At 67.9% G+C, this 21,442-nt stretch carries 19 protein-coding genes; 11 read left to right on the top strand and 8 right to left on the bottom strand.

Going from position 1 to position 21,442, the window contains the following annotated elements; all coding sequences use genetic code 11:
• Positions 1–4: 4 nt before the first annotated feature.
• The gene (locus VEC57_01590; GenBank protein ID HYB97802.1) at positions 5–499 is read right to left on the bottom strand and encodes a MaoC family dehydratase N-terminal domain-containing protein; all 495 of its coding nucleotides are present in this window, start codon (positions 497–499) and stop codon (positions 5–7) included.
• A gap of 111 nt (positions 500–610) precedes the next feature.
• On the opposite strand from VEC57_01590, the gene VEC57_01585 reads away from it, so the two are divergent.
• The 3 genes from VEC57_01585 (at position 611) to VEC57_01575 (ending at position 3,670) form a co-directional block, all read left to right on the top strand.
• A complete protein-coding gene (locus tag VEC57_01585) occupies positions 611–1,426 on the top strand; it encodes an alpha/beta fold hydrolase (GenBank protein HYB97801.1) in 816 nt (271 codons plus the stop codon).
• Positions 1,427–1,585: 159 nt separating this feature from the next.
• The gene (locus tag VEC57_01580; protein ID HYB97800.1) at positions 1,586–2,773 is read left to right on the top strand and encodes a lipid-transfer protein; all 1,188 of its coding nucleotides are present in this window, start codon (positions 1,586–1,588) and stop codon (positions 2,771–2,773) included.
• A 204-nt stretch (positions 2,774–2,977) separates the two neighbouring features.
• Positions 2,978–3,670, top strand: a complete 693-nt coding sequence (locus VEC57_01575) for an enoyl-CoA hydratase-related protein (protein HYB97799.1) — start codon at positions 2,978–2,980, stop codon at positions 3,668–3,670.
• Between the two features lie 14 nt (positions 3,671–3,684).
• Here VEC57_01575 and VEC57_01570 read toward each other — a convergent pair whose 3' ends face one another.
• Positions 3,685–4,620, bottom strand: coding sequence for an SMP-30/gluconolactonase/LRE family protein (locus VEC57_01570; protein HYB97798.1), 936 nt, complete (start codon positions 4,618–4,620; stop codon positions 3,685–3,687).
• 57 nt (positions 4,621–4,677) lie between these two features.
• Between VEC57_01570 and VEC57_01565 the strand changes: the two genes are divergently transcribed.
• The 3 genes from VEC57_01565 to VEC57_01555 all read left to right on the top strand — a co-directional run bounded on the left by VEC57_01565 (position 4,678) and on the right by VEC57_01555 (position 7,501).
• Positions 4,678–5,697: a D-2-hydroxyacid dehydrogenase gene (locus tag VEC57_01565; GenBank protein ID HYB97797.1), complete on the top strand. Its 1,020-nt coding sequence runs from the start codon at positions 4,678–4,680 to the stop codon at positions 5,695–5,697.
• Positions 5,697–6,017 carry a carboxymuconolactone decarboxylase family protein gene (locus VEC57_01560; GenBank protein ID HYB97796.1) on the top strand — a complete coding sequence of 107 codons (321 nt, stop codon included), beginning with the start codon at positions 5,697–5,699 and terminating at the stop codon, positions 6,015–6,017. The genes VEC57_01565 and VEC57_01560 overlap by 1 nt, the downstream gene beginning before the upstream one ends.
• Before the next feature lie 332 nt (positions 6,018–6,349).
• Positions 6,350–7,501: an MFS transporter gene (locus tag VEC57_01555; protein ID HYB97795.1), complete on the top strand. Its 1,152-nt coding sequence runs from the start codon at positions 6,350–6,352 to the stop codon at positions 7,499–7,501.
• 206 nt (positions 7,502–7,707) lie between these two features.
• Here the strand turns inward: VEC57_01555 and VEC57_01550 are convergent, their stop codons facing one another.
• From VEC57_01550 to VEC57_01540, 3 genes are read right to left on the bottom strand one after another with little or no spacing between them, the layout of a single operon-like run.
• Entirely contained in the window at positions 7,708–8,469 is a 762-nt protein-coding gene (locus VEC57_01550; GenBank protein ID HYB97794.1) for an SDR family oxidoreductase, read from the bottom strand.
• Complete coding sequence (locus VEC57_01545) at positions 8,466–8,993, bottom strand: VOC family protein (GenBank protein HYB97793.1); 528 nt, start codon at positions 8,991–8,993, stop codon at positions 8,466–8,468. The genes VEC57_01550 and VEC57_01545 overlap by 4 nt, the downstream gene beginning before the upstream one ends.
• A 10-nt stretch (positions 8,994–9,003) precedes the next feature.
• Positions 9,004–10,437 carry an HAD-IB family hydrolase gene (locus VEC57_01540; protein HYB97792.1) on the bottom strand — a complete coding sequence of 478 codons (1,434 nt, stop codon included), beginning with the start codon at positions 10,435–10,437 and terminating at the stop codon, positions 9,004–9,006.
• Between the two features lie 64 nt (positions 10,438–10,501).
• On the opposite strand from VEC57_01540, the gene VEC57_01535 reads away from it, so the two are divergent.
• Together VEC57_01535 and VEC57_01530 are read left to right on the top strand one after the other, a co-directional pair.
• Positions 10,502–12,913, top strand: coding sequence for a glycerol-3-phosphate 1-O-acyltransferase (locus tag VEC57_01535; protein ID HYB97791.1), 2,412 nt, complete (start codon positions 10,502–10,504; stop codon positions 12,911–12,913).
• A 16-nt stretch (positions 12,914–12,929) separates the two neighbouring features.
• The gene (locus tag VEC57_01530) at positions 12,930–14,387 is read left to right on the top strand and encodes a wax ester/triacylglycerol synthase family O-acyltransferase (protein ID HYB97790.1); all 1,458 of its coding nucleotides are present in this window, start codon (positions 12,930–12,932) and stop codon (positions 14,385–14,387) included.
• 118 nt (positions 14,388–14,505) lie between these two features.
• On the opposite strand, the gene VEC57_01525 is transcribed toward VEC57_01530, so the two are convergent.
• Complete coding sequence (locus VEC57_01525; GenBank protein HYB97789.1) at positions 14,506–15,453, bottom strand: Rieske 2Fe-2S domain-containing protein; 948 nt, start codon at positions 15,451–15,453, stop codon at positions 14,506–14,508.
• Positions 15,454–15,457: 4 nt separating this feature from the next.
• Complete coding sequence (locus VEC57_01520; protein HYB97788.1) at positions 15,458–16,084, bottom strand: helix-turn-helix domain-containing protein; 627 nt, start codon at positions 16,082–16,084, stop codon at positions 15,458–15,460.
• 221 nt (positions 16,085–16,305) lie between these two features.
• Between VEC57_01520 and VEC57_01515 the strand changes: the two genes are divergently transcribed.
• The 3 genes from VEC57_01515 (at position 16,306) to VEC57_01505 (ending at position 20,174) form a co-directional block, all read left to right on the top strand.
• Positions 16,306–16,758 carry a PaaI family thioesterase gene (locus VEC57_01515; GenBank protein HYB97787.1) on the top strand — a complete coding sequence of 151 codons (453 nt, stop codon included), beginning with the start codon at positions 16,306–16,308 and terminating at the stop codon, positions 16,756–16,758.
• Positions 16,755–17,885 (top strand): DNA polymerase III subunit delta, encoded by a 1,131-nt coding sequence (holA, locus tag VEC57_01510; protein ID HYB97786.1) that lies wholly within the window; start codon positions 16,755–16,757, stop codon positions 17,883–17,885. Before VEC57_01515 ends, holA begins: the two co-directional genes overlap by 4 nt.
• A gap of 162 nt (positions 17,886–18,047) precedes the next feature.
• The gene (locus VEC57_01505) at positions 18,048–20,174 is read left to right on the top strand and encodes an AAA family ATPase (GenBank protein ID HYB97785.1); all 2,127 of its coding nucleotides are present in this window, start codon (positions 18,048–18,050) and stop codon (positions 20,172–20,174) included.
• Positions 20,175–20,286: 112 nt separating this feature from the next.
• Here the strand turns inward: VEC57_01505 and VEC57_01500 are convergent, their stop codons facing one another.
• A complete protein-coding gene (locus VEC57_01500; GenBank protein ID HYB97784.1) occupies positions 20,287–21,306 on the bottom strand; it encodes a TIGR03617 family F420-dependent LLM class oxidoreductase in 1,020 nt (339 codons plus the stop codon).
• Between the last annotated feature and the right edge of the window lie 136 nt (positions 21,307–21,442).

Genomic DNA, 21,442 nt, shown 5'->3' with positions numbered 1-21,442 from the left:
CTGCTCAGTAGTAGATGGCCTGGCCGCGCTGCCTGGCGACGACCTTGCCGGTGGCCTTGTTGGTGTAGGTGGTCTCGAACGTGACCAGCAGCATCCTGCCGAGCGCGCCGCTGCTGGCGACCTTGAGATCGGCCAGCTTCTGCACGGCCGTCAGCGTGTCGCCGGCGCAGATGTCGTCGACGTACTCGGTCTCGGTGCCGCCGTCGAGCAGGCCCTTGAGGCCGTGATGGACGCTGGGCAGCCCTTCGGAAGGCCCGCTGAACGTGTCGCTGCAGCGGCCGGGGATGAAGACGGCGGTGCCGAGGTAGGTCGGCGGCGCCGGCAGGCTGCGGTAGCCCGCCTTCCGGGCCGCCTCCACGTCATAGTAGACGGGATCGGTGTAGCCGACGCCGCGAGCGAACATGCGCACGCTGGTCGTGGTCACCTCGTAGTCCCAGGGCGGCGACTGCTTGCCGATCTGGGCCTTCATCTCGTCGGTCAGCTCGAACTGCTCGGCCATGACGTGCTCCTCTGGTAGAACGCGCGGCGTCGGGTCGCCGCGAGAGGCGCATTGAACCAGCGAGTTGCGGGCAGAGCAACGCGCATTGCACGAGAAGGGCAGGAGACAGACATGCCGTACGCACCGATCGAAGGCGGTCGCATCTACTATGAGACACATGGTCAGGGGCCGCCCGTCCTGATGCTGATGGGTTTCGGCGCACCGATGCGATGGTGGTTCCCGCAGGTGCCGGTGCTGTCGCGCAGCTTCCAGGTGATCACGACCGATCACCGCGGCATCGGCAAGTCCGAGTGCGACGACCGCACCGTGTCCATGGGGCTGCTCGCGTCCGATGCCGTGGCCGTGCTCGATCATCTCGACATCGAGCGCGCACACGTCGTGGGCCTGTCCTACGGCGGCATGATCGCGCAGGAGCTCGTCCTGATGCACCCGGAGCGCGTCGACAAGCTCATTCTTCTGGAGACCAACTGCGGCGGCGCGCACACCGAGCAGCCGGACGGCGAGATCATCGGCGACCTTCTCGGCACGCTCATGCTCGAGCAGCCCGAGGATCCTGCCGAGGTCATCCGCAAGATCGGGCCCACGCTGTTCCCCGGCGACTATCTCGAAACCAATTTCGACGAGATCAAGGGACTGCTCGCGGACACGGGCTTCACGCCTGCTGGCGCACCGACGCTGGCGGCACAGATGGCGGCGGTCATGGGGCATGACACGTGGGAACGCCTCGCGCAGATCGCGCACCCGACCCTGGTGGTCACCGGCGAGCACGACGTGCTGGTGCCGCCGGGCAACGCGCGCATCCTGGCCGACCGCATTCCGGGCGCGCAGATTGCGGTGCTGCCCGGCGCCGGCCACTGCGCGCACATCCAGGCGGCCGAGCAGGTCAACGCGTTGATCCTGGAGTTCCTGAACCCAGGCCCGGTCTGACGCCTCGGCCTCGCGGGCACAGTCGACGGGTTTCTGGCGTAGACCGCCCCGGCACGCCGCGGCGCTCGCTTCTCCGCTGCGCCTCGGTTAACTGCAAGATCGTGCACCGGCCCCTTGGCAGGACGGGGCCGGGCACCAACCAACCACAGGAGCAGCGAAATGGGCAGGAAAGTGTTCGTCGTCGGGGTCGGCATGACCAAGTTCGAGAAGCCGGGCAGCAAGGCCTGGGACTACCCCGACATGGCCAGGGAGGCAGGGACCAAGGCCCTGACCGACGCCGGACTCTCCTTCGACAAGGTCGAGCAGGTGGCCGTGGGCTACTGCTATGGAGACTCCACCGCCGGCCAGCGCGCCGTCTACGAGATCGGCATCACCGGCGTGCCCATCTACAACGTCAACAACAACTGCTCCACGGGCTCGACGGCGCTGTTCATGGCCAAGCAGTTCATCGAGGGCGGGCTGGCCGAGTGCGCCATGGCGCTCGGCTTCGAGAAGATGGAGAAGGGCAGCCTTGGAATGAAGTTCCAGGACCGCACCAACCCCATGGACAAGCATTTCTCGGAGATGGTCGCGCTGCGCGGCTTTGCCAATGCGCCCGGCGCACCGCAGTTCTTCGGCAACGCCGGCATCGAGCACATGGAGAAGTACGGCACGACCAGGGAGCAGTTCGCCAAGATCGGGCACAAGAACCACAAGCACTCGGTCAACAACCCGTACTCGCAGTTCCAGGACGAGTATTCGCTCGACGACATCCTGAACGCTCCGACCGTCTACGGCCCGCTGACCAAGCTGCAGTGCTGCCCGACCAGCGACGGCGCCGGTGCGGCGATCCTTGCGAGCGAGGACTTCGTCAAGAAGCACGGCCTCCAGAAGAACGCCGTCGAGATCGCCGGCATGGCGATGACCACGGACTTCCCCTCCACGTTCGAGGAGAAGTCGTGCATCAAGCTGGTCGGCGCCGACATGACCCGCAAGGCCGCCGAGAAGGTCTACGAGCAGTCGGGCATGGGCCCGGAGAACGTGCAGGTGATCGAGCTGCACGACTGCTTCTCGTGCAACGAGCTCATCACGTACGAGGGCCTCGGCCTGTGCGAGCCGGGCAAGGGCGGAGAGCTGATCGATTCGGGCGCCGTCACCTACGGCGGCAAGTGGGTCGTCAATCCGTCCGGTGGCCTCATCTCGAAGGGACATCCGCTGGGCGCCACCGGGCTTGCGCAGTGCGCGGAGCTGAACTGGCAGCTGCGGGGACAGGCGGAGAAGCGGCAGGTGCCGGGTGCCAAGGTCGCACTGCAGCATAATCTCGGCTTGGGCGGGGCGGCTGTCGTTACGATGTACCGTCGCGACTGAGACTGCGCCGCTGGATGCGCGGCCGACGATAGCATCCGATCTGCTTCGTTGCGGCCCGGCCTGCGTGCTCAGCGTACAGGAAGTACGCTTCCGCTCGCGGCCCGGGCCGCTGCCTCGCATCTCGGGCACTCTCGTCGCCCGCGTTGTGGCGTTGCGATGGCCTGACGTCGCTTTTGGAGTTGCATCTTAACCGCGGGGTTTTTCATGGCCGATGTCGAGCTGACGCGTGATGGGGATGTTTTCATCCTGCAGATGAAGTGCGGGGAGAACCGGTTCAACCCGGCATTCCTCGGGGCGATGAACCAGGCGCTGGACGAAGTCGAGAGCAGCAAGGGCGCGGCGGCGCTGGTGACGACCGGGGAGGGGAAGTTCTACTCGAACGGCCTCGACCTGGACTGGTTGACGACGCAGGAGCACGAGGCGTCGATGAAGTTCATCGGGCAGGTGCTCGCGCTGTTCGCCCGTCTGGTGGCGTTCCCCGTCGCGACCTGCGCGGCGATGAACGGGCATGCTTTCGCGGGCGGCGCGATGCTGGCGCTGGCGCACGACTGGCGCGTCATGCGCAGCGACCGCGGCTACTTCTGCCTGCCCGAGATCGATCTTGGCATGCCGCTGGTGCTGGGCATGCGCACGCTCATCAAGGAGAAGCTCGGCGAGCGGGTTTTCCGCGACGCTGTTCTGACCGGCGCACGCTTCTCGGCCGATGAGAGCCTGCGCCTGGGCATCGTCGATGCGATCGAGCCGGAGGCGGGTGTCGTGCCGGCGGCAGTGGAGCGGCTTCGGCCGCTTGCCGGCAAGAGCCGCGATGCGTGCCGCGTGCTCAAGCGCGGCATGTACGGTGAGATGCTCGAGGATCTGACCGGACCGAAGGCCGTTTCGATCCCGTCCCCGCGATAGCGCGGCGTTGCGGGTCAGCGCTGGTGCACCAGCGGCATGCCCGCGACCGGACTGCGCGCCTTCAGGACGTAGTCGACCGCGATGCTGCCGATGTAGAGGTCCTTCATGTCGGCGCCGCCGAAGCTGACGTTGGTGGGATGGTTCATCACCGCACCGGTGGGATCCTCGAGGATGGTGACGACTTCGAGCGCCGGCGTGATGGCGACGATCTTGTTGGCCGTGACCAGCGTGACCCACAGATTGCCTTCGGCGTCGAAGGCGCAGCCGTCGGTGAGGCCGAGCGTGCGCAGCACTTCGGGCGGCGGCAGCTGATCGGGCGTGACACCGGCCGGAATACGCTCGCCGAGCACCGGGCCGTACAGCTCGGCCGGGCCAAGGCTGCCATCGCCATGGATGGGATAGCGCAGGACGTTGCAGCCGGTGGTCTGGCACACGCAGAGGAAGCGCTCCTCGGCATCCAGCGCGATTCCGTTGGCGAACTGGATGCCGTCGGCGAGGATGGTGCCCGTGCCGTCGGGAGCGACGCGGAACAGGAAGCCGTCGGAGCGGCCATCGAGCGCCGTCTCCCACGGGTCGGCGTACGTCGAGTTGGTGCACCAGATGTTGCCGCGGCTGTCGACGAGCGGGTAGTTCGCGTGCGTCAGGCGCACGCCCTCCACCTCGTTGCAGACCGTCGTGACGTCGCCGCTCGTTACGTCGAGCTTCTGAAGGGGCCCGTCGAAGAAATTGGCGATGATGATGTTGCCTTCCAGGTCCATGTTGATGCCGTTGGGCGCGCCGCCGGCCTTGCCGAGGCGCCGAAGGCTGCCGTCGGCAAGGATCTCGGCGCAGGCGCTGGCCTGATCCGAGGCCCACACGCGTCCGTCCCGGGAGACGACGACGTCTTCGGGGCGCTGCAGACCGAGGCCGATCTTCTTGACGCTGTCCAGGACGATGGGCTCGAGCGGCATGATGGGCTCCTGATGGCCGTGTTGCGTCGCAAAAGGCGACGGACCACAACGGCGCCGTTGAGCGAAGCAAAGCACAACGGGCGCGCGGGAAAAATCGTCGTCCTCGATGGCGCCACCCTCGATCCGGGCGACAATCCGTGGACCGACGTCGCCGCCCTCGGCACGCTCGTCGTCCACGAACGCACCTCGCCCGAGGCCGTGGTCGAGCGCGCACGCGGCGCCGCGATCATCCTGACCAACAAGACGCTCATCACCGCCGACGCGCTGAATGCGCTGCCGGAGCTGCGCATGATCGCGGTGCTGGCCACCGGCACCAACGTGGTCGATCTGGAGGCGGCCGCCGCACGCGGCATCGTCGTCTGCAACGTGCCCGAGTATTCGACCGAGTCGGTGGCGCAGCACGTGTTCGCGTTGCTGCTGGAGGTGACGAACGCGGTGGGCGCGCACGCCATGGCCGTGGCCGAGGGCGCCTGGTCCAGGAGCGCGGACTTCAGCTTCTGGCTGCGCACGACGACCGAGCTTGCCGGCAAGACGTTCGGCATCGTCGGGCATGGCCGCATCGGTTGCCGCGTAGGAGAGATCGCCAGCGCCTTCGGCATGCGAATCCTCGCGCACAGCCCCAGCCGCAGCCGCCCCGGCAGCTACCGCGGCTTTGCGTGGGCATCGGTGGAGCAGATCTTCGAGCAGGCCGACATCGTCAGCCTGCACTGCCCGCTGACCGACGACAACGAGCGCTTCGTCGATGCGAGCCTTCTGCGGCGCATGCGCAGCGGAAGCATCCTCATCAACACCGCGCGCGGCGGCCTCATCGACGAGGCCGCGCTCGCACGCGCGCTTGCAAGCGGGCGACCCGCCGCCGCAGCGCTCGACGTACTGTCGGCCGAGCCGCCACCGTCCGATCATCCGCTGCTCTCGGCGCCTGCCTGCTGGATCACCCCGCATATGGCGTGGTCGACTCTCGCGGCTCGGCAGCGTCTAATGCGGGAGACCGCGCAGAACGTGCGCGCGTTCCTGGATGGGACGCCGCGCAACGTCGTTGTCGGGCCCGCGCGCGGCAACGACAGGAGAGGTTCGTGATGAGCAACCAGCCAGCCAAGCCGCCCAGAACCTACAGCTCCTTCGTACGACACTTTCCCAAGCTCGGCGAAGCATGGGACATGATGCGAAAGGCCGAAGAGGCCGGTCCCTACGACGAGCAGACGCTGCGCCTGCTCAAGCTGGCCGTGGCCGTCGGCGCCGGTCGCGAAGGCGCCGTCCATTCCTGCGTGCGCAAGGCGCGCGCAGCCGGCTGCACACCGGAGGCGATTCGCCATGTCGTTGCCCTTGCGGCAAGCACCATCGGCCTTCCCTCGGCCGTCGCAGTCTATTCCTGGATCGAAGATCTCATCGAGGAGTGAGTTTCTCGTCCGCCAGGCTTGACCGCGAAGCAATGGGCGACTACAACTCGAAGCTCCCGATGCTGCGCGTACGCAAACAGGCTAATCCGACGTTCATTTCGCTCATGCACTGGCATGGCGAGAAGGCGTTGTGGTCCGCCTGAAGTCGTAAGACGCAGCAACCGCAACCCTTCGCCGGAGCCAGGCCGAAGGGTGTCGCGGAAACCGCATCGCTCCTCGGCCTCTTCGGAGAAGGCTGGAGAGAGACGATGCGAGACACGATCCTAGAGCAGGGACCAGGAACAGCCGGCGGTTTGGCCAGCGGCGCCTCGGTGCGCGTCGCGACTGCCGACGTGCTCTGGACGCGCCCGTTCGCACTGCTGCTGAGTGCCGGCAGCGCCTTCGGTTTCGCATTCTCGAGCTTTCATCTGCTGCCCAAGTACCTGGCCCTCGAGCTGGGTGCGGGTCCTGCCGAGATCGGCTGGGTCGCGGGCGTTTTCGGCGCAGCTTCGGTGGCCGCAACGGTGGCCGTGGGAAGCTGCATCGATCACGTCTCGCGGCGCGCGCTGTTCGTCGGATCCGCGCTGCTGCTGGCCCTCAGCTCGCTCGGCTTCACCTACGTCACCGAAGTCGGGTTTCTCCTGTACGCGCTGCGTGTGGTGCAGGGCATCGCCTTCACGATGCAGATGGCGTCGTACTCGACGCTGATCGCCGACATGGCGCCGACCTCGCGCCTCGGCGAAGCCGTCGGGCTGGCCGGCAGCAGCATGCTGATCATGAATGCGATCGCTCCGGCCATCGACGAGCCGCTGGCGGAGGCGGCGGGGTGGCCGAGCGTGTTCGCGCTGGCCGTGGTCGCGTCGCTGGTGGCGGCGGTGCTCGCCGGCTGCGCCGACGGGCGAACGCCGGTGCAGGAAGGTCGTCGCGGGACGCTGATGCAGGTGGCGCGCCGCGCGCAGAGCCGCCTGTACATGAGCGTGGTGTTCCTCATCGCAGTGGCGTTCGCGGCCATGTTCACGTTCCTGCAGCCGCTGGCGCTGGCCGAGGGCTATCGCGACGTCAGCAGCTTCTTCGTCGCGTACGCTTCGGCGGCGGTGGCGGTGCGCCTGTTCTGCGGCTGGCTGCCCGACCGCTTCGGGCGCAAGCGCGTGGCACTGCTGGCGCTGACGCTCTACGTGGCCATCGTCGCGTACGTGGCGCTGTTCGGCGCCACCTCGCTAATCGGCATCGGCGCGGTGTTCGGCCTGGCGCACGGAGTGTTCTTTCCGTCGCTCAATGCGCTGGCAATCGAGTACTCGCTACCGAGCGAGCGCGGGCGGCTGATGACGCTCTTCGCCGGCGCCTTCAATCTCGGCGCGTGGGGCGGCGCCGCCGCTCTGGGCGTGCTGGCCGAGGCCTCGGGCTACGGCGCGGTGTTCGCCGCCGGCGCCCTGGCCAGTGCGATGGCGCTGTGGATGCTGCTGCAATCCAGCGCCATGGGCCGTGCGCGGCTGCGTCTGGTGTGATGCGCGAGCGTCTCGAGCTGCATGCATCCAATGGAGGATCGGTTTTGCGACCGGCGGGAAGGCAGCGACCTTCCCGCCAAGAGGACAGGGCAATGTATCTGCTGATATTCGGACTTGGCCGGCGCCTGTGGGCGCGAAGCACGAAGACCAGACTTTCGTCGCGCAAGACGCGCGCGTTGCTGCGCGCCTCGCGCGCGACGATGGTCTCAGCCGACCTTGCCGAAGCTGACCAGTCCGCCGCCGTCGATGACGAGCGTGTTGCCGGTCATCCAGCCGCTGGCGGCGTCGTCGGCAAGATAGAGGGCAGCCTGAGCGATATCTCGTGGCTCTCCGAGGCGCTTGAGCGGGTAAGCCATCGCTACGGCGTCCCCGCGTCCTTCTGCCCAAAGTGCATGCGCGAAGTCGGTCTTGATCAGGCCCGGTGCGATTGCGTTGACGCGCACCTTGGGCCCGAGCTCGGCAGCCAGCTGTTTGGTCAGATGGATGAGCGCCGCCTTGGTGACGTCATAGACGCCGAGGATCGGGTTGGTCGCCAGCCCGCCTACGCTCGAGATGTTGATGATGGAGCCGCCGTGCTCCTTCATCCAGGTGCGCCAGGCTAGCTGCGTCCACACCAGCGGCGCCGTCAGGTTGGTGCTGATCGTCTTCTCCCAGCGCGGGATGTCGACGTCGATGGTGGGGCCGGCGTAGGGATTGGTGGCGGCGTTGTTGACGAGGATGTCGAGCCGTCCGAGCCGCTGCATCGTGGCGGCCACGACGCGCTCGGCGTCCTCCTGCCGTCCCACGTGGCCCGGCTCGAACAGGCAGTCGGCGCCGATCTCGGCCGCCGCCGCCTGACAGCTCTCGGCATTGCGCGAGGTGATCATCACGCGAGCTCCTGCCTGCGCCAGCGCCGCCGCAATGCCCTTGCCGATCCCGCGCGAGCCGCCCGTGACCACCGCGACCTTTCCGTCCAGCGTCATGTTCATCCGACGTTTCCTGCTGCCCAGCCGCCGTGGGTCCTGTTCCAATCCTCCACCATTGCCCGTGCGTTGTCGGCGTCCTCCGCCGACAGCGGCCGCGTCTGCCACGTCAGCTCCAGCACCAGGTGATTGGGGTCGCGGAAGTAGATCGATTTCCAGATCCCTTCGTGCTCGATGACGCCGCTGACTTCCACGCCCTTCTCCTGCAGGCGCCGCCGCCACGCCAGAAGCTGCTCCTCGGAATCGACGCCGAAGGCGATGTGGCGGGTGAAATCGGGCGCACCATCCTTGTTGGGCTGCGGCCGGAAGCCAGGAATCTCGAAGAACGCGATGCATTCGCCGCTGCCGGTCGCGAAGAACGTATGGATGTGCGGGTGCTCCTGGCGTGTCGTGCCGCTCATGTCGGGCCGCACGGCACCGACCAGCTTCATGTCGAGCACTTCGGTGTAGAAGCGCCGAGTGGCTTCGGTGTCGGCGGTGGGGAAGGCGATGTGGTTGAAGTTGCGCGCAGGCGCCGGTGCATCGCTCATGTCGTCCTCCTCATTCGTGGTCGTGGATGGCCAGCACGCGCCGGTACTGCTCCTCGATCCTGCGGATGTTCTCGTCGAGGTTCTCGTGCGTCCAGCCGGTGGTGGCAATCGGCGCCAGCACCGTCACCTCCACGCTGGTGGAGCGGATGACCAGGCCGTGCTTGGGCAGCGCATCCACCGCGTTGTGAATGACGATCGGGACCACCGGCACGCCAGCCGCCATCGCGATGCGGAAGGCCCCCTTCTTGAAGCGGCCCAGGCGCGTGCCCACGCTGCGCGTGCCTTCGGGCGCAATGGCGATCGAGAGCCCGTGCCGGAGCGCCTCGGTGGCCGGCTCCAGCGCCTTGATGGCCTCGGCGTGATTGAAGCGGTCGATGAAGATGGTGCCGGCCAGCTCGAACGCCTGCCCGAGGATAGGCACCGTGCGCACCTCCTGCTTGCTGATGCCGACGAAGTCGCGACGCAGCAGCTTGCATACCAGCAGGACGTCCAGTGCGCTCTGATGGTTGAAGATGAACACGGCCGGCCGCTGCGTCCAGATGTTGGCCTCGCCATGCACCGTCATGTGGATGCCGGCCAGCGCGGTTCCGAGCTCTCCCCAGGTCGTGGCGGCAAGGTTGATGGCCTGGCGGAAGTCGCCGTCCAGGATCGCCGCCGGCAGGCCGAGCAGGAAGGAGGGGATCATCGAACCCACGGCCAGAGACGTGCGCACGATATCGGTGATGCTCGGCATGCCGCGGCTGGTGAACGTGCGCACGGGCCAGACGCGCTTGGCCGCGATCGCCGCCAGGCGCCTGCTCGGATTGACCGGACGCGGCCGCCCCACCGCCAGCAGCAGCGGAAGATCCTCGTCGCTGTCGGTGTAGAAGTAGCTCTGGCTCATGTCGATGCCGCGCTCGCGCGCGAACGCTTCGGCGAACTCGGCCTTGCCCGGGCCGTAACAGGTCGGCCGCACCACGTTGCCGGTGAGCTTGCCGTCGGCCACCTCCAGGCCGGTGCAGAAGACGTGCTCGATGCCTAGCTCGCGCGCGACGGGAGCGACCTGGAAGCGCGTGGCCGAAGAGACGACGGCCAGCGTGTGCCCCTTGGCGCGATGCGCTTCCACCAGCGCACGGGATTCGGGGTAGATGCTGGCGGCGATCGTCTGCCCGAACAGGCGCTCGCCGATCTCCTCGAGCTCGGCCTCGGTCAGGCCGCGCACCATCTGCAGGCTTTCCGACACGAAGGCCGAGAAGTTCTTCTGGCCGAGCTGAAAGGAAAGGGCGGCTGCGGCTGAGGTCGCGACGTCGACGGCGGCGGCCCTGCCGCTGGTCAGCCAGTCGCGCACGAATGCGGAGGCCGAGAAGCCGGCGATCAAGGTGCGGTCGAGGTCGAAGAACGCACCGATGGAAGGGCCGGACGGTCCTTCCTCGATGTCCCGCGTCATCAGTGCCCTACTACTCATGGGGGCGCGCACCATAGCACGCCGCCGTTGCGTTGTGAGCGGCCACTGGCCTACAAGACTCGCCGTGAGCCTGGCCGCCCTTTCCGCCGACACCGGGTCCATCGAGCCGCCATGGCCGAGCGCGAGTGCCGAGCGGATCGTCTTCCTTCTCGACGCCTGCACCGAGCTCGAACGCAGGCTGCTGAAGGACTGGATCGCGCGCCAGCGTCCCGGGGAATTCCCCGACGCGGCGGTCGATGTCGTCTCCATTCCTCCCACGCGCGGCCCCGCCAGGCGCCGCAGGGGAAGCCACGCGGCGCTCGAGTCGGCGGTCGCCTCGGGCGGAGATCCGCTGATGGCCCCGCTGCGCGTGGCGTGGTTCTCGGGCAAGACCGACGGCCTACGCACGCTCTCCACGCTCGACATGCTGACCATGAGCGATCCGCGCGATCCGGGACGCGTGCGGCAGCGATGGACGATCGCGCGTCATCCGGAGCGATGCCGGGTCGTGGCGGGCGAGCCGGCGCGCCTCTCGGAGCTGAGGGCGCGGTGGCGCAGCGCCGGCGGCGAGGACATCGGCGAGACGACGGGACTGGCCGAGTTCATCGCGCGGCAGGCCACGCTGGCGCTGGAGCGGGCCGAGCGTCGCCTTCGCGGCGCACGCTACAAGGTCCCGCGCATGGTCGAGCAGGACATCCTGGGCCGGCCGGCATTTCGCGGAGGTCTGGCACGCCTGGCGCGCGAGCTGGGCAAGCCCGAGGCCAAGGTCGCCGAGGATGCGCAGCGGTATCTGCGCGAGATCGCGGCCACTCACGATCCCTTCGTCATCGACGTCGTCGCCTTCATCATCCGCTCGCTGTACCGGCGCGGCTACGGCGACATCATCCACTACGACAAGAAGAGGCTCGAGCAGATCTACAGTCTGGCCCAGCGCCATCCGGTCGTGTTCCTGCCCACGCACAAGTCCAATCTGGACCATCTGGTCCTGCAGTACGTGCTGCACGAGAACGGGCATCCGCCCAACCACACGGCCGGCGGCATCAACATGAACTTCTTTCCGGTCGGACCGCTGGTGCGGCGCGCCGGCGTGTTCTTCATCCGCCGCACGTTCAAGGACAATCCGGTCTACAAGTTCGTGCTGCGGCACTACATCGATTACCTGATCGAGAAGCGGTTCTCGCTCGAGTGGTACATCGAAGGCGGCCGCTCGCGCTCGGGAAAGATGCTGCCGCCGCGCTTCGGCATGCTTGCCTACGTCGTGGATGCGTGGCGGCGCGGCAAGAGCGAAGACGTCGTGCTGCTGCCCGTCGCGATCGCGTACGATCAGATCCAGGACGTCGGCGAGTACGTGGCCGAGCAGCGCGGGTCGGCCAAGGAGTCGGAGAGCTTCGGCTGGTTCCTGCGCGTGATCCGCCGCCTGCGGCGCCGCTACGGCGGCATCCACATCGAGTTCGGCGAGCCGATCTCGCTCAACGAGCAGCTAGGCGAGCGCGGCACGGCCGATACCGCCGAGGAGATCGCCGAGAACAGCCTGGATCTGCAGAAGCTCGCGTTCGAAGTCTGCTTCCGCATCAACAAGGCCACGCCCATCACGCCCACCTCGCTGGTGACGCTGGCGCTGCTCGGCGTGGGCGACCGGGCCCTGACGGTCGAGGAGACGGTGGCCGCGCTGACCAACCTGGTGGCCTACGTACGGCGCCGAAAGCTTCCGATGACCGAGGACCTGGACCTGACCCGGCCCGATTCGGTGCAGCGCGTGCTCGAGCACCTGGTCGAGAATGGCGTCGTCACCTGTTTTGCCGAGGGCGCCGACGCCGTCTACGCCATCCGCTCCGACGAGTACCTGACGGCTGCGTACTACCGCAACACGATCATCCACTTCTTCGTCACCGGCTCCATCGCCGAGCTCGCGGTCGTGGCCGCGGCGGAGGCGGGAGCGGGCGACAGGCTCGAGCTGTTCTGGAACGAGGCGATGGCGCTGCGCGATCTGCTCAAGTTCGAGTTCTTCTTCGCCGATCGCGCCACCTTCCGCGCCGAGATGAGCGAGGAAATGGCCTTCCACGACCCGGAATGGGAGAGCAGGCTGCGCGCAGGCGGCAAGGAGACCGAGCAGCTGCTGCTCTCGATCAAGCCGTTCAATTCGCACCGCGTGCTGCGGCCGTTCCTGGAGGCGTACCGCGTGGTCGCCGACGCGCTGACCAAGGTCGATCCGAAGGAGAAGCTCGACGAGGCAAGATTCGTCGCGCAGTGCCTGGCGCTCGGAAAGCAGTACCAGCTCCAGCGCCGCGTGGCGCGCGCCGAGTCGGTCTCGAAGGTGCTGTTCCAGACGGCGCTGCGGCTAGCCGGCAACCGCGGGTTGCTCGCGAGCGACGGCAGTGATCTTGCGGAGAAGCGCCGAGCATTCGCCGCCGAGCTGCGGCGCGTGATCCGCCGCGTCGACGCGATCGATGCGCTCGCCGCCAGCCGCCGCACAGGCCTGCTCGGCCGCAACGACTGAAGGAGCTTCCTGATCCATGGCCCGCTACGCCTACGAGCCGCTGACCGCCGCCGACAACGCCTTCCTCGCCCTCGAGGACGGCAACGCGCACATGCACATCGGCGCGGTGACGGTCTTCGAAACCGCCTCGCTTGCCAACGAGTCCGGCGGCGTCGACATCGGGCGCATCCGCTCCTACGTTGCATCGCGCCTCGACCAGATTCCGCGCTATCGCCAGCGCCTCGACTACGTTCCCATCGAGCGGCTGCCGGTTTGGGTGGACGACGATCATTTCAACATCGCCTACCACGTGCGCCACACCAGCCTGCCGCGGCCCGGCACGACGGAGCAGCTCAAGCTGCTGGCCGGCCGCATCGACTCGCAGGGGCTGGATCGCAGCAAGCCGCTGTGGGAGTTCTGGGTCGTCGAAGGCTTGGAAGGAGGCAGGCATTTCGCCGTCATCCAGAAGGTCCACCACTGCATGATCGACGGCATCTCCGGCGTCGATCTGATGGCGGTGCTGCTGAACCCGTTTCCCACCACCACGTTCCTTCCGCCCCGCGCGTTCGTGCCCAGGCCCGCGCCGTCCCCGGTCGTCCTTGCCGCCGAAGAGCTGTGGCGGCGCGTGGCGCGACCCGTGGCAGCGCTCGCGAGCGTGCCGGCTCTGCTTTCGGACCCGTCGCAGGTGGTGCGCGAAGTCGTCGATGGCGTCGAAGGCGTGGCCGAGACGCTGACGTCCACGATCCGACCTGCCTCGCCGACGCCATGGAACCAGCCCATCGGCCCGCACCGGCGGCTGGACTGGCTGGCGCTGCCGCTCGAGGACATCAAGGCCGTCAAGAATGCGCTCGGCGGCACGGTCAACGACGTCGTGCTCGCCACGGTCGCCGGCGCGGTGCGCACGTTCCTCGAGCACCGAGGCATCAATCCCGATTTTCTGCGCATCCGGGCGAACGTACCGGTCAGCGTGCGATCCACGGAGGAGCGCGGACATCTCGGCAACAGGATCGCGCTGTGGATGACCGATCTGCCGGTCGATGAGGCGGATCCGGTGACGCGCCTGGACCGCATACGCGCGACGACGGCGCGCCTGAAGGAATCGAAACAGGCGCTCGGCGCGCAGGTCCTGGCCAGCGTCAGCGACATGACGACCTGGCGCCTGCTGTCGCTGGCCGTGCGCCTGTCCACGCGCTCGCGGCCGTTCAATCTGGTGGTGACCAACGTACCGGGGCCGCAGCTCGAGCTCTACCTGCTCGACGCTCCGCTGCGGCAGATCTATCCGATGGTGAACCTGCTCGAGAATCAGGGCCTCGGCGTCGCGCTCTTCAGCTACATGGGAACTCTGTACTGGGGCGTGCTGGCGGACTGGGACCTGGTGCCGGATCTGCACGTGTTCGTGGAGGCGATCCGGGAATCCTTCGTCCAGCTTCAGAAGGCGGCCAGAATGGAGCTGGCGGGGCAGGAGGGACCCGGGATGAAGCTCGCCGCACGCTGACGGGTCGTCGGCGGCAGAGACGGCAGGTACAGCACGCGGACGCGGCGCGCCGGCCCGACCGGTTGCGGTGCCAAGACGCGATGCGCGCGCGTCGCCGGCGCTGCGACGAGCGGCGGCGCTAGGCAGCCGCGCTGTAGAACTGCTTGCACCAGCTGCGGAACACGCCGATGGGCCCGTCGCCGTCGCACAGCATCGGGCGTTCCAGGAACACCTTGTTCTCCCAGATCGGAATGTCCTCGCTCATCTGTTTGTCGATGTCGGCAATGAGCGCCTTGCCCACGCCGCGCGTGGTGCCGGCGTCGCCGATCTTCTTGACGCTGAACGAGAAGCGCACGTCCACGTACTGACCGTCGATGGGCGTGACGGAAGTTACGAGCAGGGTGTCGACGATGCCGCGGAAGCGTACCGTGCTGAAGCCGAAGCCATAGGCCTTGGACTCGATGCCGCCCTCGACCTCGCCGATGGGCGTGCCGAGCTTCATCTTGGAATCCACGTGCAGGCACGCGCCTTCGGCCGTGGCCACGCTTTCGGGAACCGTCAGGGTGCCATGCACGTAGCGGAAGTGTGCGATGTCCACCGAGTTCTCGGCCATCTCCTGGTTGTGCGCCTTGATCTTCCAACGCCGCTTCACGTACGGCGTCCAGTCCTCGTGCCCGTATTCCGGCACGTCTGGAATCTCCCACTCCGGCGCGCTCCCGCCCGCGTGGTGCCAGACCATGATCAGGCCGTTCTTCTCGATCACCTCCCACGCGCGCAGCCTGGCCGACGGCGGAATGCGCTTGCCGTAGGGGATCTCGTTGCACTTGCCTTCACCGTCGTAGCGCCAGCCATGGAAGGGGCAGCGGATGTCGTTGCCCTCGATCTTGCCGCCGAAGCCGAGGTGCGCGCCGAGGTGCGGACAGAAGGCGTCGAACACGCGCGCGCGGCGGTCCTCGCCGCGATAGATCACCAGCTCGCGCCCGAAATAGTGCAGCGGCTGCGGCGAGCCCACTTCCAACTCGTCGGTGTACGCGACCTGGTACCAGCCGTTCGGATAAGGCGGCATCGGATAGCGAGACGTGGTCATGGCTTCATCCCTCGTGCGCAGCGCGCATCAGCAGTGAGGTTGCGGTGTTCATCTGGTCGATGACCTGGTTCTGCACCATCAGGCCGCCGGCCCAGCCGACCAGGCAGGAGAACCAGACGTGTTGCAGCAGAGCGGCAACGGCCCTTTCGTCCGCGGTCGGTACGGCAGGCGCCGCGCCGCCGTTGCTTGCTTCGCCCGGCGCTGCGGCCGCGGCGATGGCGCCCACCGTCACACCGTGCATGGCGGCAAGGATCATCGCGCTCATCCGTTCGTGGAAGGACGCGACCTTCTCGGCAAGCTCGTGATCGCCGGAGGCGGCGGCACGCAGGATCGCGCGGGCCAGACGCGGACGGCGCATGAGGCCCTTGGTGGCGCCGCGAAAGAATGCGTTGACACGCTCGAGCGGAGTCGCACCGGGCGTGGCCTTGGCCTGCATGCGCGCTTCGAGCTGTTCGACCTCCGAGGTGAGCGCGGCGATGAGCAGGTCTTCCTTGCTGCGGAAGTACCGGTACAGCGTGCCAAGGGCGACGTCGGCCTCGGAGGCGACGTCGCGCAGCCGAACGGCTTCGAAACCGCCTTTCTCGGCAAGGTCGATGGCGGTGTCGACGATGCGCCGCGCCCTCGGGTTCATGGCGGAATTAGAACAGGTTCCAATTTTCGACGCCAGCCGCCTGCCGCCGCCACGTTGGCCTCGCTTGCCATGGCCGGACCTGGATTGCCGCCTGCCGGTGCCCGCCGCCCTGGCGCGTCATCGACGGCGCCGCGTCCGACGCAGTTGCCCGCTTCGGATCCGTGCGCCACTGCCCAGACTTGACTGCCACCCGCGCCCCGTCGAGAAGCCCGCCTGCAGGCATGAGTGCGGAGGGGACATCGAGCGGCAACGGCAAAGGCAAGGCCGGGTGCTTCGGCTGCTCGCCCGGCAACGAACGCGGGCTGCAGCTGGCGTTCCGCCGGGACGGCGACTCCGTCGTGGCCGAGGCGAGCATGACCAGCGCGTACGAAGGCTACGAAGGGCTCGTGCACGGCGGCGTGGTCGCGACGATGCTGGATGAGGCGATGGGGTGGGCGCTGCTCGAGCTGGCGGGCCGCTATGGCGTGACGCGCTCGCTGAAAGTCGAGTTCCGCCGACCCGTCACCGTGCGTCGGCCGCTGACGATCCGCGCACGCATCACCGGCGGCGACGGCACTCGCAGCGTGGTCATCGAAGCCGGCGTCCACGACGATCGCGGTCGCCTGCTCGCGTCCGCGATCGGCGAGTGGGCGCCGGTACGCACCGGCCGCGTACGGCCCGGAACGCGAGCGTGAGCGCGAAGGCGGCCCAGGCCGCTCTGCCCGTGACGCTCTTTGTCGGCGAGCCCTCGCTCGTCGATCCGCTCGTGCAGTCTGCCATCGACCAGGTGCTGGACCGATCGGCCCAGTCGCTCAACCTGGAAGTGTTTCGTGGCGGCGAGCGGCCGCTGGCGGAGGCGTTGCTCGCGCTTCGCCAGGTCGGCATGTTCGCCTCGCGCCGCTGCGTGTGGATTCGCGGATGGTCGCCGCCGAGAGCGCGCGGCAAGGCGGCCGACCCGGAGACGGGCGAGGAGCGCGACGGCGAAGAGAGCGGCGACAGCGGACAGGAGGCTCTTCTGGGCATCCTGGAAGAAGGCCTTCCCGCCGAGACGTTCCTGTTCGTCTCGGCCACCTCCATCGATGCTCGAAGCCGGCTATACAAGTACTTGGCCAAGCACGCGAAAATCGAAGATCTTCGGCTCGATACGACGCGCGAAGGCCGCATCGATCCCGCGCAACTCGCCACCATCGTCGAGGCGCGCCTTCGCGGCGCGGGCGTCACGCGCATCGGTGCCGGTGCCATCGGCGAGATCGTCTCGCGCGCCGGCACCAACATCGGCGAGTTGCTGCAGGAGGTCGATCGCCTGACCCTGACGATCGCGGATCCGGCCTGCATCGAGGTCGAGCACGTCCGGCGCGGGATGCGAGACCTGGCGCAGACCTGGGTCTTCGACTTCACGGGCGCCGTCAGTGAGCGGCGCCTGGCCGACGCCGAAAGGATGATCGAGCGCCTGCTCGCCGACGGCGAGCCTCCGCTCCGCCTGACGGCGCTGCTCGCCACCCACATCGGCGAGCTCATGGAAGTGCGGCCGATGCTCGATCTGCTACCGCGAGGGGCCATGCAGATGAAGGCCGACAAGCTGCTGTTCGGTCCCATGCAGTCGCTGCCCGAGAGCTTCCGCCGCCGGCATCCTTCCTGGCGCGGCTACTTCCGTCTCAAGGCTGCATCCAATTTCGAGATGGACGAGCTGCTGCGTCTGCACCGTGAAGTCGTTCAGCTCGACCTTGCGCTCAAGAGCTCGCGAGTCGAGCCGCTGCTGCTGTTCTCCCGCCTGCTACAGAGCTCGTGCCGGGCGCCGGCTCACGGACGCGGCCGCGCCTGAATTGCAAACAGGCGGCTGTGTGCTAGCGTCATGGGGTGGCGCGCAGGCTGCGGCCTGCCGCAACGCATGGCAGCGTCGTACGCGCCCATGCGACGACGGGAGGAGAGGGCGGGGCTGATCTCGGGGGCGAGATCGTCGGCCGCCCGCCGGGAGGTGAGGCGGATGGATGTGGCGGCGGTGTTCGGGCTTTCTCGCGACCCATTTCCAAGAAACAGTGACGCCGACGAGCAGTGCCTGCCCAACGCGCTGGCCGCATTGCTGTCGGAGCTTCAGGCGGGCCTTCGCTCACCTCGCGGGCTCAGCGTTCTCATTGCCGACGAGGGGAGCGGCAAGTCCCTTCTGGCCCGCATTTTCGCGCGCCGACTGGCCGGGCGCGCGCGTGCCGCGCTGATCACCTCGCCCGGTTCTTCCATCTCCAGTCTGGTTCGTGAGGCACTGGCGCAGCTCGGCGTCGATCGGACGGACGGCTCCTGCGAGGACGAGCTCATTCATACGTTCATCGACGTCGCCGCCAGGCGATCGGCCGCCGGCGGCTCCACCGCCATCGTCATCGACGACGCGCACCGACTTTCGCCGCAGACGCTGGCGGGGCTGGCACGGCTTTTCTGCGACGATGCCGAGGAGCCTCCCTCGCTGCACCTGTTCCTGTTCGGGCGTCCCGATCTTCTGGATCGCATGAATGCGACGACCGATCGCGCGCTGCTCGAGCACCTTCTGCAGATCTGCCGCATCGAGCCGCTCAGCGTGCGCGACTGCATTCGCTACCTGGAGCGGCGATTGGCCGCTGCCGCCGGCGAGCTCGGCAGGATGTTCGCGCCCGAGGCGATCGACGATCTCATCGTGGCCAGCGGCGGCCGTCTCATGCGGCTGGAATCGCTGACGCTGGCGGCGCTGGAACGAGCGGCGCGAGCAGGTTGCGATCAGGTTCGCAGCGAGCACGTCCACACGTGGAGTGGAGCGGAGGGATCAGCCATGGCGGGAGAGCAGCAGAAGTTGCGTCTGGAGCGCACGGCAAAGACGGTCGTTGACGAGGACGAGGTCCTCTGGGGTGACGAGACCGACGAAGAGGAAGACTGGACCTCCGACGAGGATGCACAGGACGAAGTGCGCCTGTCGTGGAGCACGGGCGAGGACGAGGAGGATCAGGACGAGATCACCTTCGATGCCGGGGCCGAGGATGACGACGAAGACGAGGATCGGCGTGCGCCGGTGCGCGGCCGCGACTCACGGCGCGGCAGCTTCATCGCGATGGGCCTGTTCAGCGTCGCCGCGTGCGTGCTGCTGACGTGGGCGGCCAACAGCATCGAATCGCCCGAGCGTGATGCCGCGCCGGGGCGAACCACCGAGCTCTTCACCAAGCCGGTGTCGTCCGAGCCGACCGAGATCGTACGGCTGCCGGTTGCGCCGCCGCGCCGCGTGTCCGACGACCAGGCCGCAGGCAACGAAGGCAAACAGCCGCGCCTGGATGCCGATGCGCATCTGGCCGTGTGGTCATCGCGCGATACCCGAATCGACACCCATTCCGAGGACGATTTCGAGATCCGTGAGCTCGATGCCGAGGCGCACGAGTATGACGGCGAGGTGATGTGGGGCGACGAGCCCGGCACCGCCGACCGCGAGAAGCCGAACTTCCCCAAGCGCGACGCAATGGCCCGGCAGCGTGCCGATCGCGAGGCGGCTCAGCGCGCAGCGGTCGAACACGAGCGCGCAGCGATGGAGCAACAGCGAGCCGCCGTCGACCGCCAGGCGCGCGAGGCGGATGCGCGAGAGAGGGCCGCAGCCGCCCAGCAGACGGCGCGCGCCACCGCCATCCCGCCGGACCCGAGCATCCATTCGCGCGGTGAGGACGATGCGACGCTCGGCATGGACGAGGCCATGGGCGCCGACGACGAAGAGATGCCGGCCGCCATGGAAGCGTACGAGGAGAAGGCGCCGCGCATCATTCAGGCCAAGGCCGCCGTGCTGACTCCGCCGCCGTCGACGCGCTCGAAGCAGAAGACGTCGGCGCCCCCGGCGCGGAAGCCGGAGGTCGGCTCTGCGACGGCCAAGGCGCCGGCCAAGACCGGCGGCACCACGCTGTACACGATCCAGCTCGGAGCGTTCCGGACGCGCGCGAATGCCGAGGAGCTGGTGTCGCGCCTGGGCGGACGCCGGGTGCGCATCGTCAACGACGCCGGCTTGTTCCGCGTGCTCAGCGGCGCCTTCGACAATCGCAAGGACGCCGCTGCGCATGAGGCCTCGCTGCGACGCGCCGGCTTCACGACCTACCTGCGCAGCCAGATCTTCTAGGGTGGGGAACCCGGGGCAGGCACCTTTCGGCCCAGAAGGTGCCTGCCTCTTCGGTAGTCTGCCGACCGCACACTACGACCATCACGGACAGTCGCGTCTTCGTCGGCCCCGGTCACGCGTGCAGAGTCTGGATCACCTGCTGCCACCAATCGTCATCGCTGCCTGGAACGAACGGTAGATACAGCGCCACGCGCTGCACACGGCCTTCGAAGCGCTTCTTCAGCAGCCCCGGAATCTCGTCGCGCCGCCCGATGACGGCGAAGGCCTGGAGCATCTCGTCCGTGATCAGATCGGCCATCCCGCTCCAGTCGCCGCGCTGCGAGCGCTCGTGCAGCTGCGGTCCCACCTCGCCCCAGCCGTGCGTGTCGAGCACTGCGCAATACGTGCGCGTGGAGGCATAGAAAGAGATCTGCTGGCGAACCGCCGCCGCCGCGCCTTCGCGCTCCTCGTCGCTGTCACCCATGACGACGAAGCACGGAGCGGCCAGGGTGATGTCTTCGATCTTGCGCCCCGCCTTGGCGGCGCCTTCCGCAATCAGCGGCCGGATGACCTCATCGAGATAGCGCGTGCTGTTGAGCGGGTGGATGTGGAAGCCGTCGCACAGCTCGCCGGCCAGGCGGCACATGTATTCATTGACGCCGGCGATGTAGACCGGCGGCCGGCCCTCCTCGATGCGTCCCGGGTTGAAGAACGGCGTCATCAGACTGAAGGAGTAGTACTTGCCGTGGTAGGACAGCGGCCGGTTGTCCTGCCAACACGACCAGATCGCGTGCAGCGACTCGACGAGCTCGCGCAGGCGCGGTCCGGGCGCGACCCACGGCACGCTGAAGCGCTTCTCGTTGTGTCCCTTGACCTGCGTGCCGAGCCCGAGCAGGAAGCGCCCGCCCGAGTAGTGCTGGAGGTCCCACGCCATGTGCGCGGTGATCATCGGGCTGCGCGGGAAGGCCACGGCGATGGCGGTCCCCAGCTCGATCGTGCTGGTGTGCTCGGCGGCGATCATCAGCGGCAGGAAGGGGTCGTGGGCGGTCTCGGCGGTCATGATGCCGTCGAAGCCCAGGCGCTCGGCGGCGCGCGCCGTCTCGGCCACCTTGGCGATGGACCCGCCGACGAAGGCGGTATCGAGCTTGATCATCGAGGTCCTCCAGTTGTTGCGCCGGTCGGGCGACGGGCGGGCGCTGCCACGACGCCCCGGGTCATCGATCCGCGTCTCCTAGGCGAGGACCGACGCCGATGGTAGCCGCGCACCGATTTGACCGCCGCCGGACACT

This window comes from Candidatus Limnocylindrales bacterium (assembly GCA_035626395.1).
Lineage (GTDB): Bacteria > Desulfobacterota > Binatia > UBA1149 > CAITLU01 > DASPNH01.
This window is presented reverse-complemented; position numbering and strand designations above follow the sequence as displayed.

Excerpts from the sequence above, each read along its gene's own strand:
- VEC57_01580 (HYB97800.1), top strand. The coding sequence starts at position 1,586 with ATGGGCAGGAAAGTGTTCGTCGTCGGGGTCGGCATGACCAAGTTCGAG.
- VEC57_01575 (HYB97799.1), top strand. The coding sequence starts at position 2,978 with ATGGCCGATGTCGAGCTGACGCGTGATGGGGATGTTTTCATCCTGCAG.
- VEC57_01590 (HYB97802.1), bottom strand. The coding sequence starts at position 499 with ATGGCCGAGCAGTTCGAGCTGACCGACGAGATGAAGGCCCAGATCGGC.
- VEC57_01505 (HYB97785.1), top strand. The coding sequence starts at position 18,048 with ATGGATGTGGCGGCGGTGTTCGGGCTTTCTCGCGACCCATTTCCAAGA.
- VEC57_01550 (HYB97794.1), bottom strand. The coding sequence starts at position 8,469 with ATGAACATGACGCTGGACGGAAAGGTCGCGGTGGTCACGGGCGGCTCG.
- VEC57_01585 (HYB97801.1), top strand. The coding sequence starts at position 611 with ATGCCGTACGCACCGATCGAAGGCGGTCGCATCTACTATGAGACACAT.
- VEC57_01500 (HYB97784.1), bottom strand. The coding sequence starts at position 21,306 with ATGATCAAGCTCGATACCGCCTTCGTCGGCGGGTCCATCGCCAAGGTG.
- VEC57_01545 (HYB97793.1), bottom strand. The coding sequence starts at position 8,993 with ATGAGCGATGCACCGGCGCCTGCGCGCAACTTCAACCACATCGCCTTC.
- VEC57_01520 (HYB97788.1), bottom strand. The coding sequence starts at position 16,084 with ATGAACCCGAGGGCGCGGCGCATCGTCGACACCGCCATCGACCTTGCC.
- VEC57_01560 (HYB97796.1), top strand. The coding sequence starts at position 5,697 with ATGAGCAACCAGCCAGCCAAGCCGCCCAGAACCTACAGCTCCTTCGTA.
- VEC57_01525 (HYB97789.1), bottom strand. The coding sequence starts at position 15,453 with ATGACCACGTCTCGCTATCCGATGCCGCCTTATCCGAACGGCTGGTAC.
- VEC57_01530 (HYB97790.1), top strand. The coding sequence starts at position 12,930 with ATGGCCCGCTACGCCTACGAGCCGCTGACCGCCGCCGACAACGCCTTC.
- VEC57_01515 (HYB97787.1), top strand. The coding sequence starts at position 16,306 with ATGAGTGCGGAGGGGACATCGAGCGGCAACGGCAAAGGCAAGGCCGGG.
- VEC57_01540 (HYB97792.1), bottom strand. The coding sequence starts at position 10,437 with ATGAGTAGTAGGGCACTGATGACGCGGGACATCGAGGAAGGACCGTCC.
- VEC57_01570 (HYB97798.1), bottom strand. The coding sequence starts at position 4,620 with ATGCCGCTCGAGCCCATCGTCCTGGACAGCGTCAAGAAGATCGGCCTC.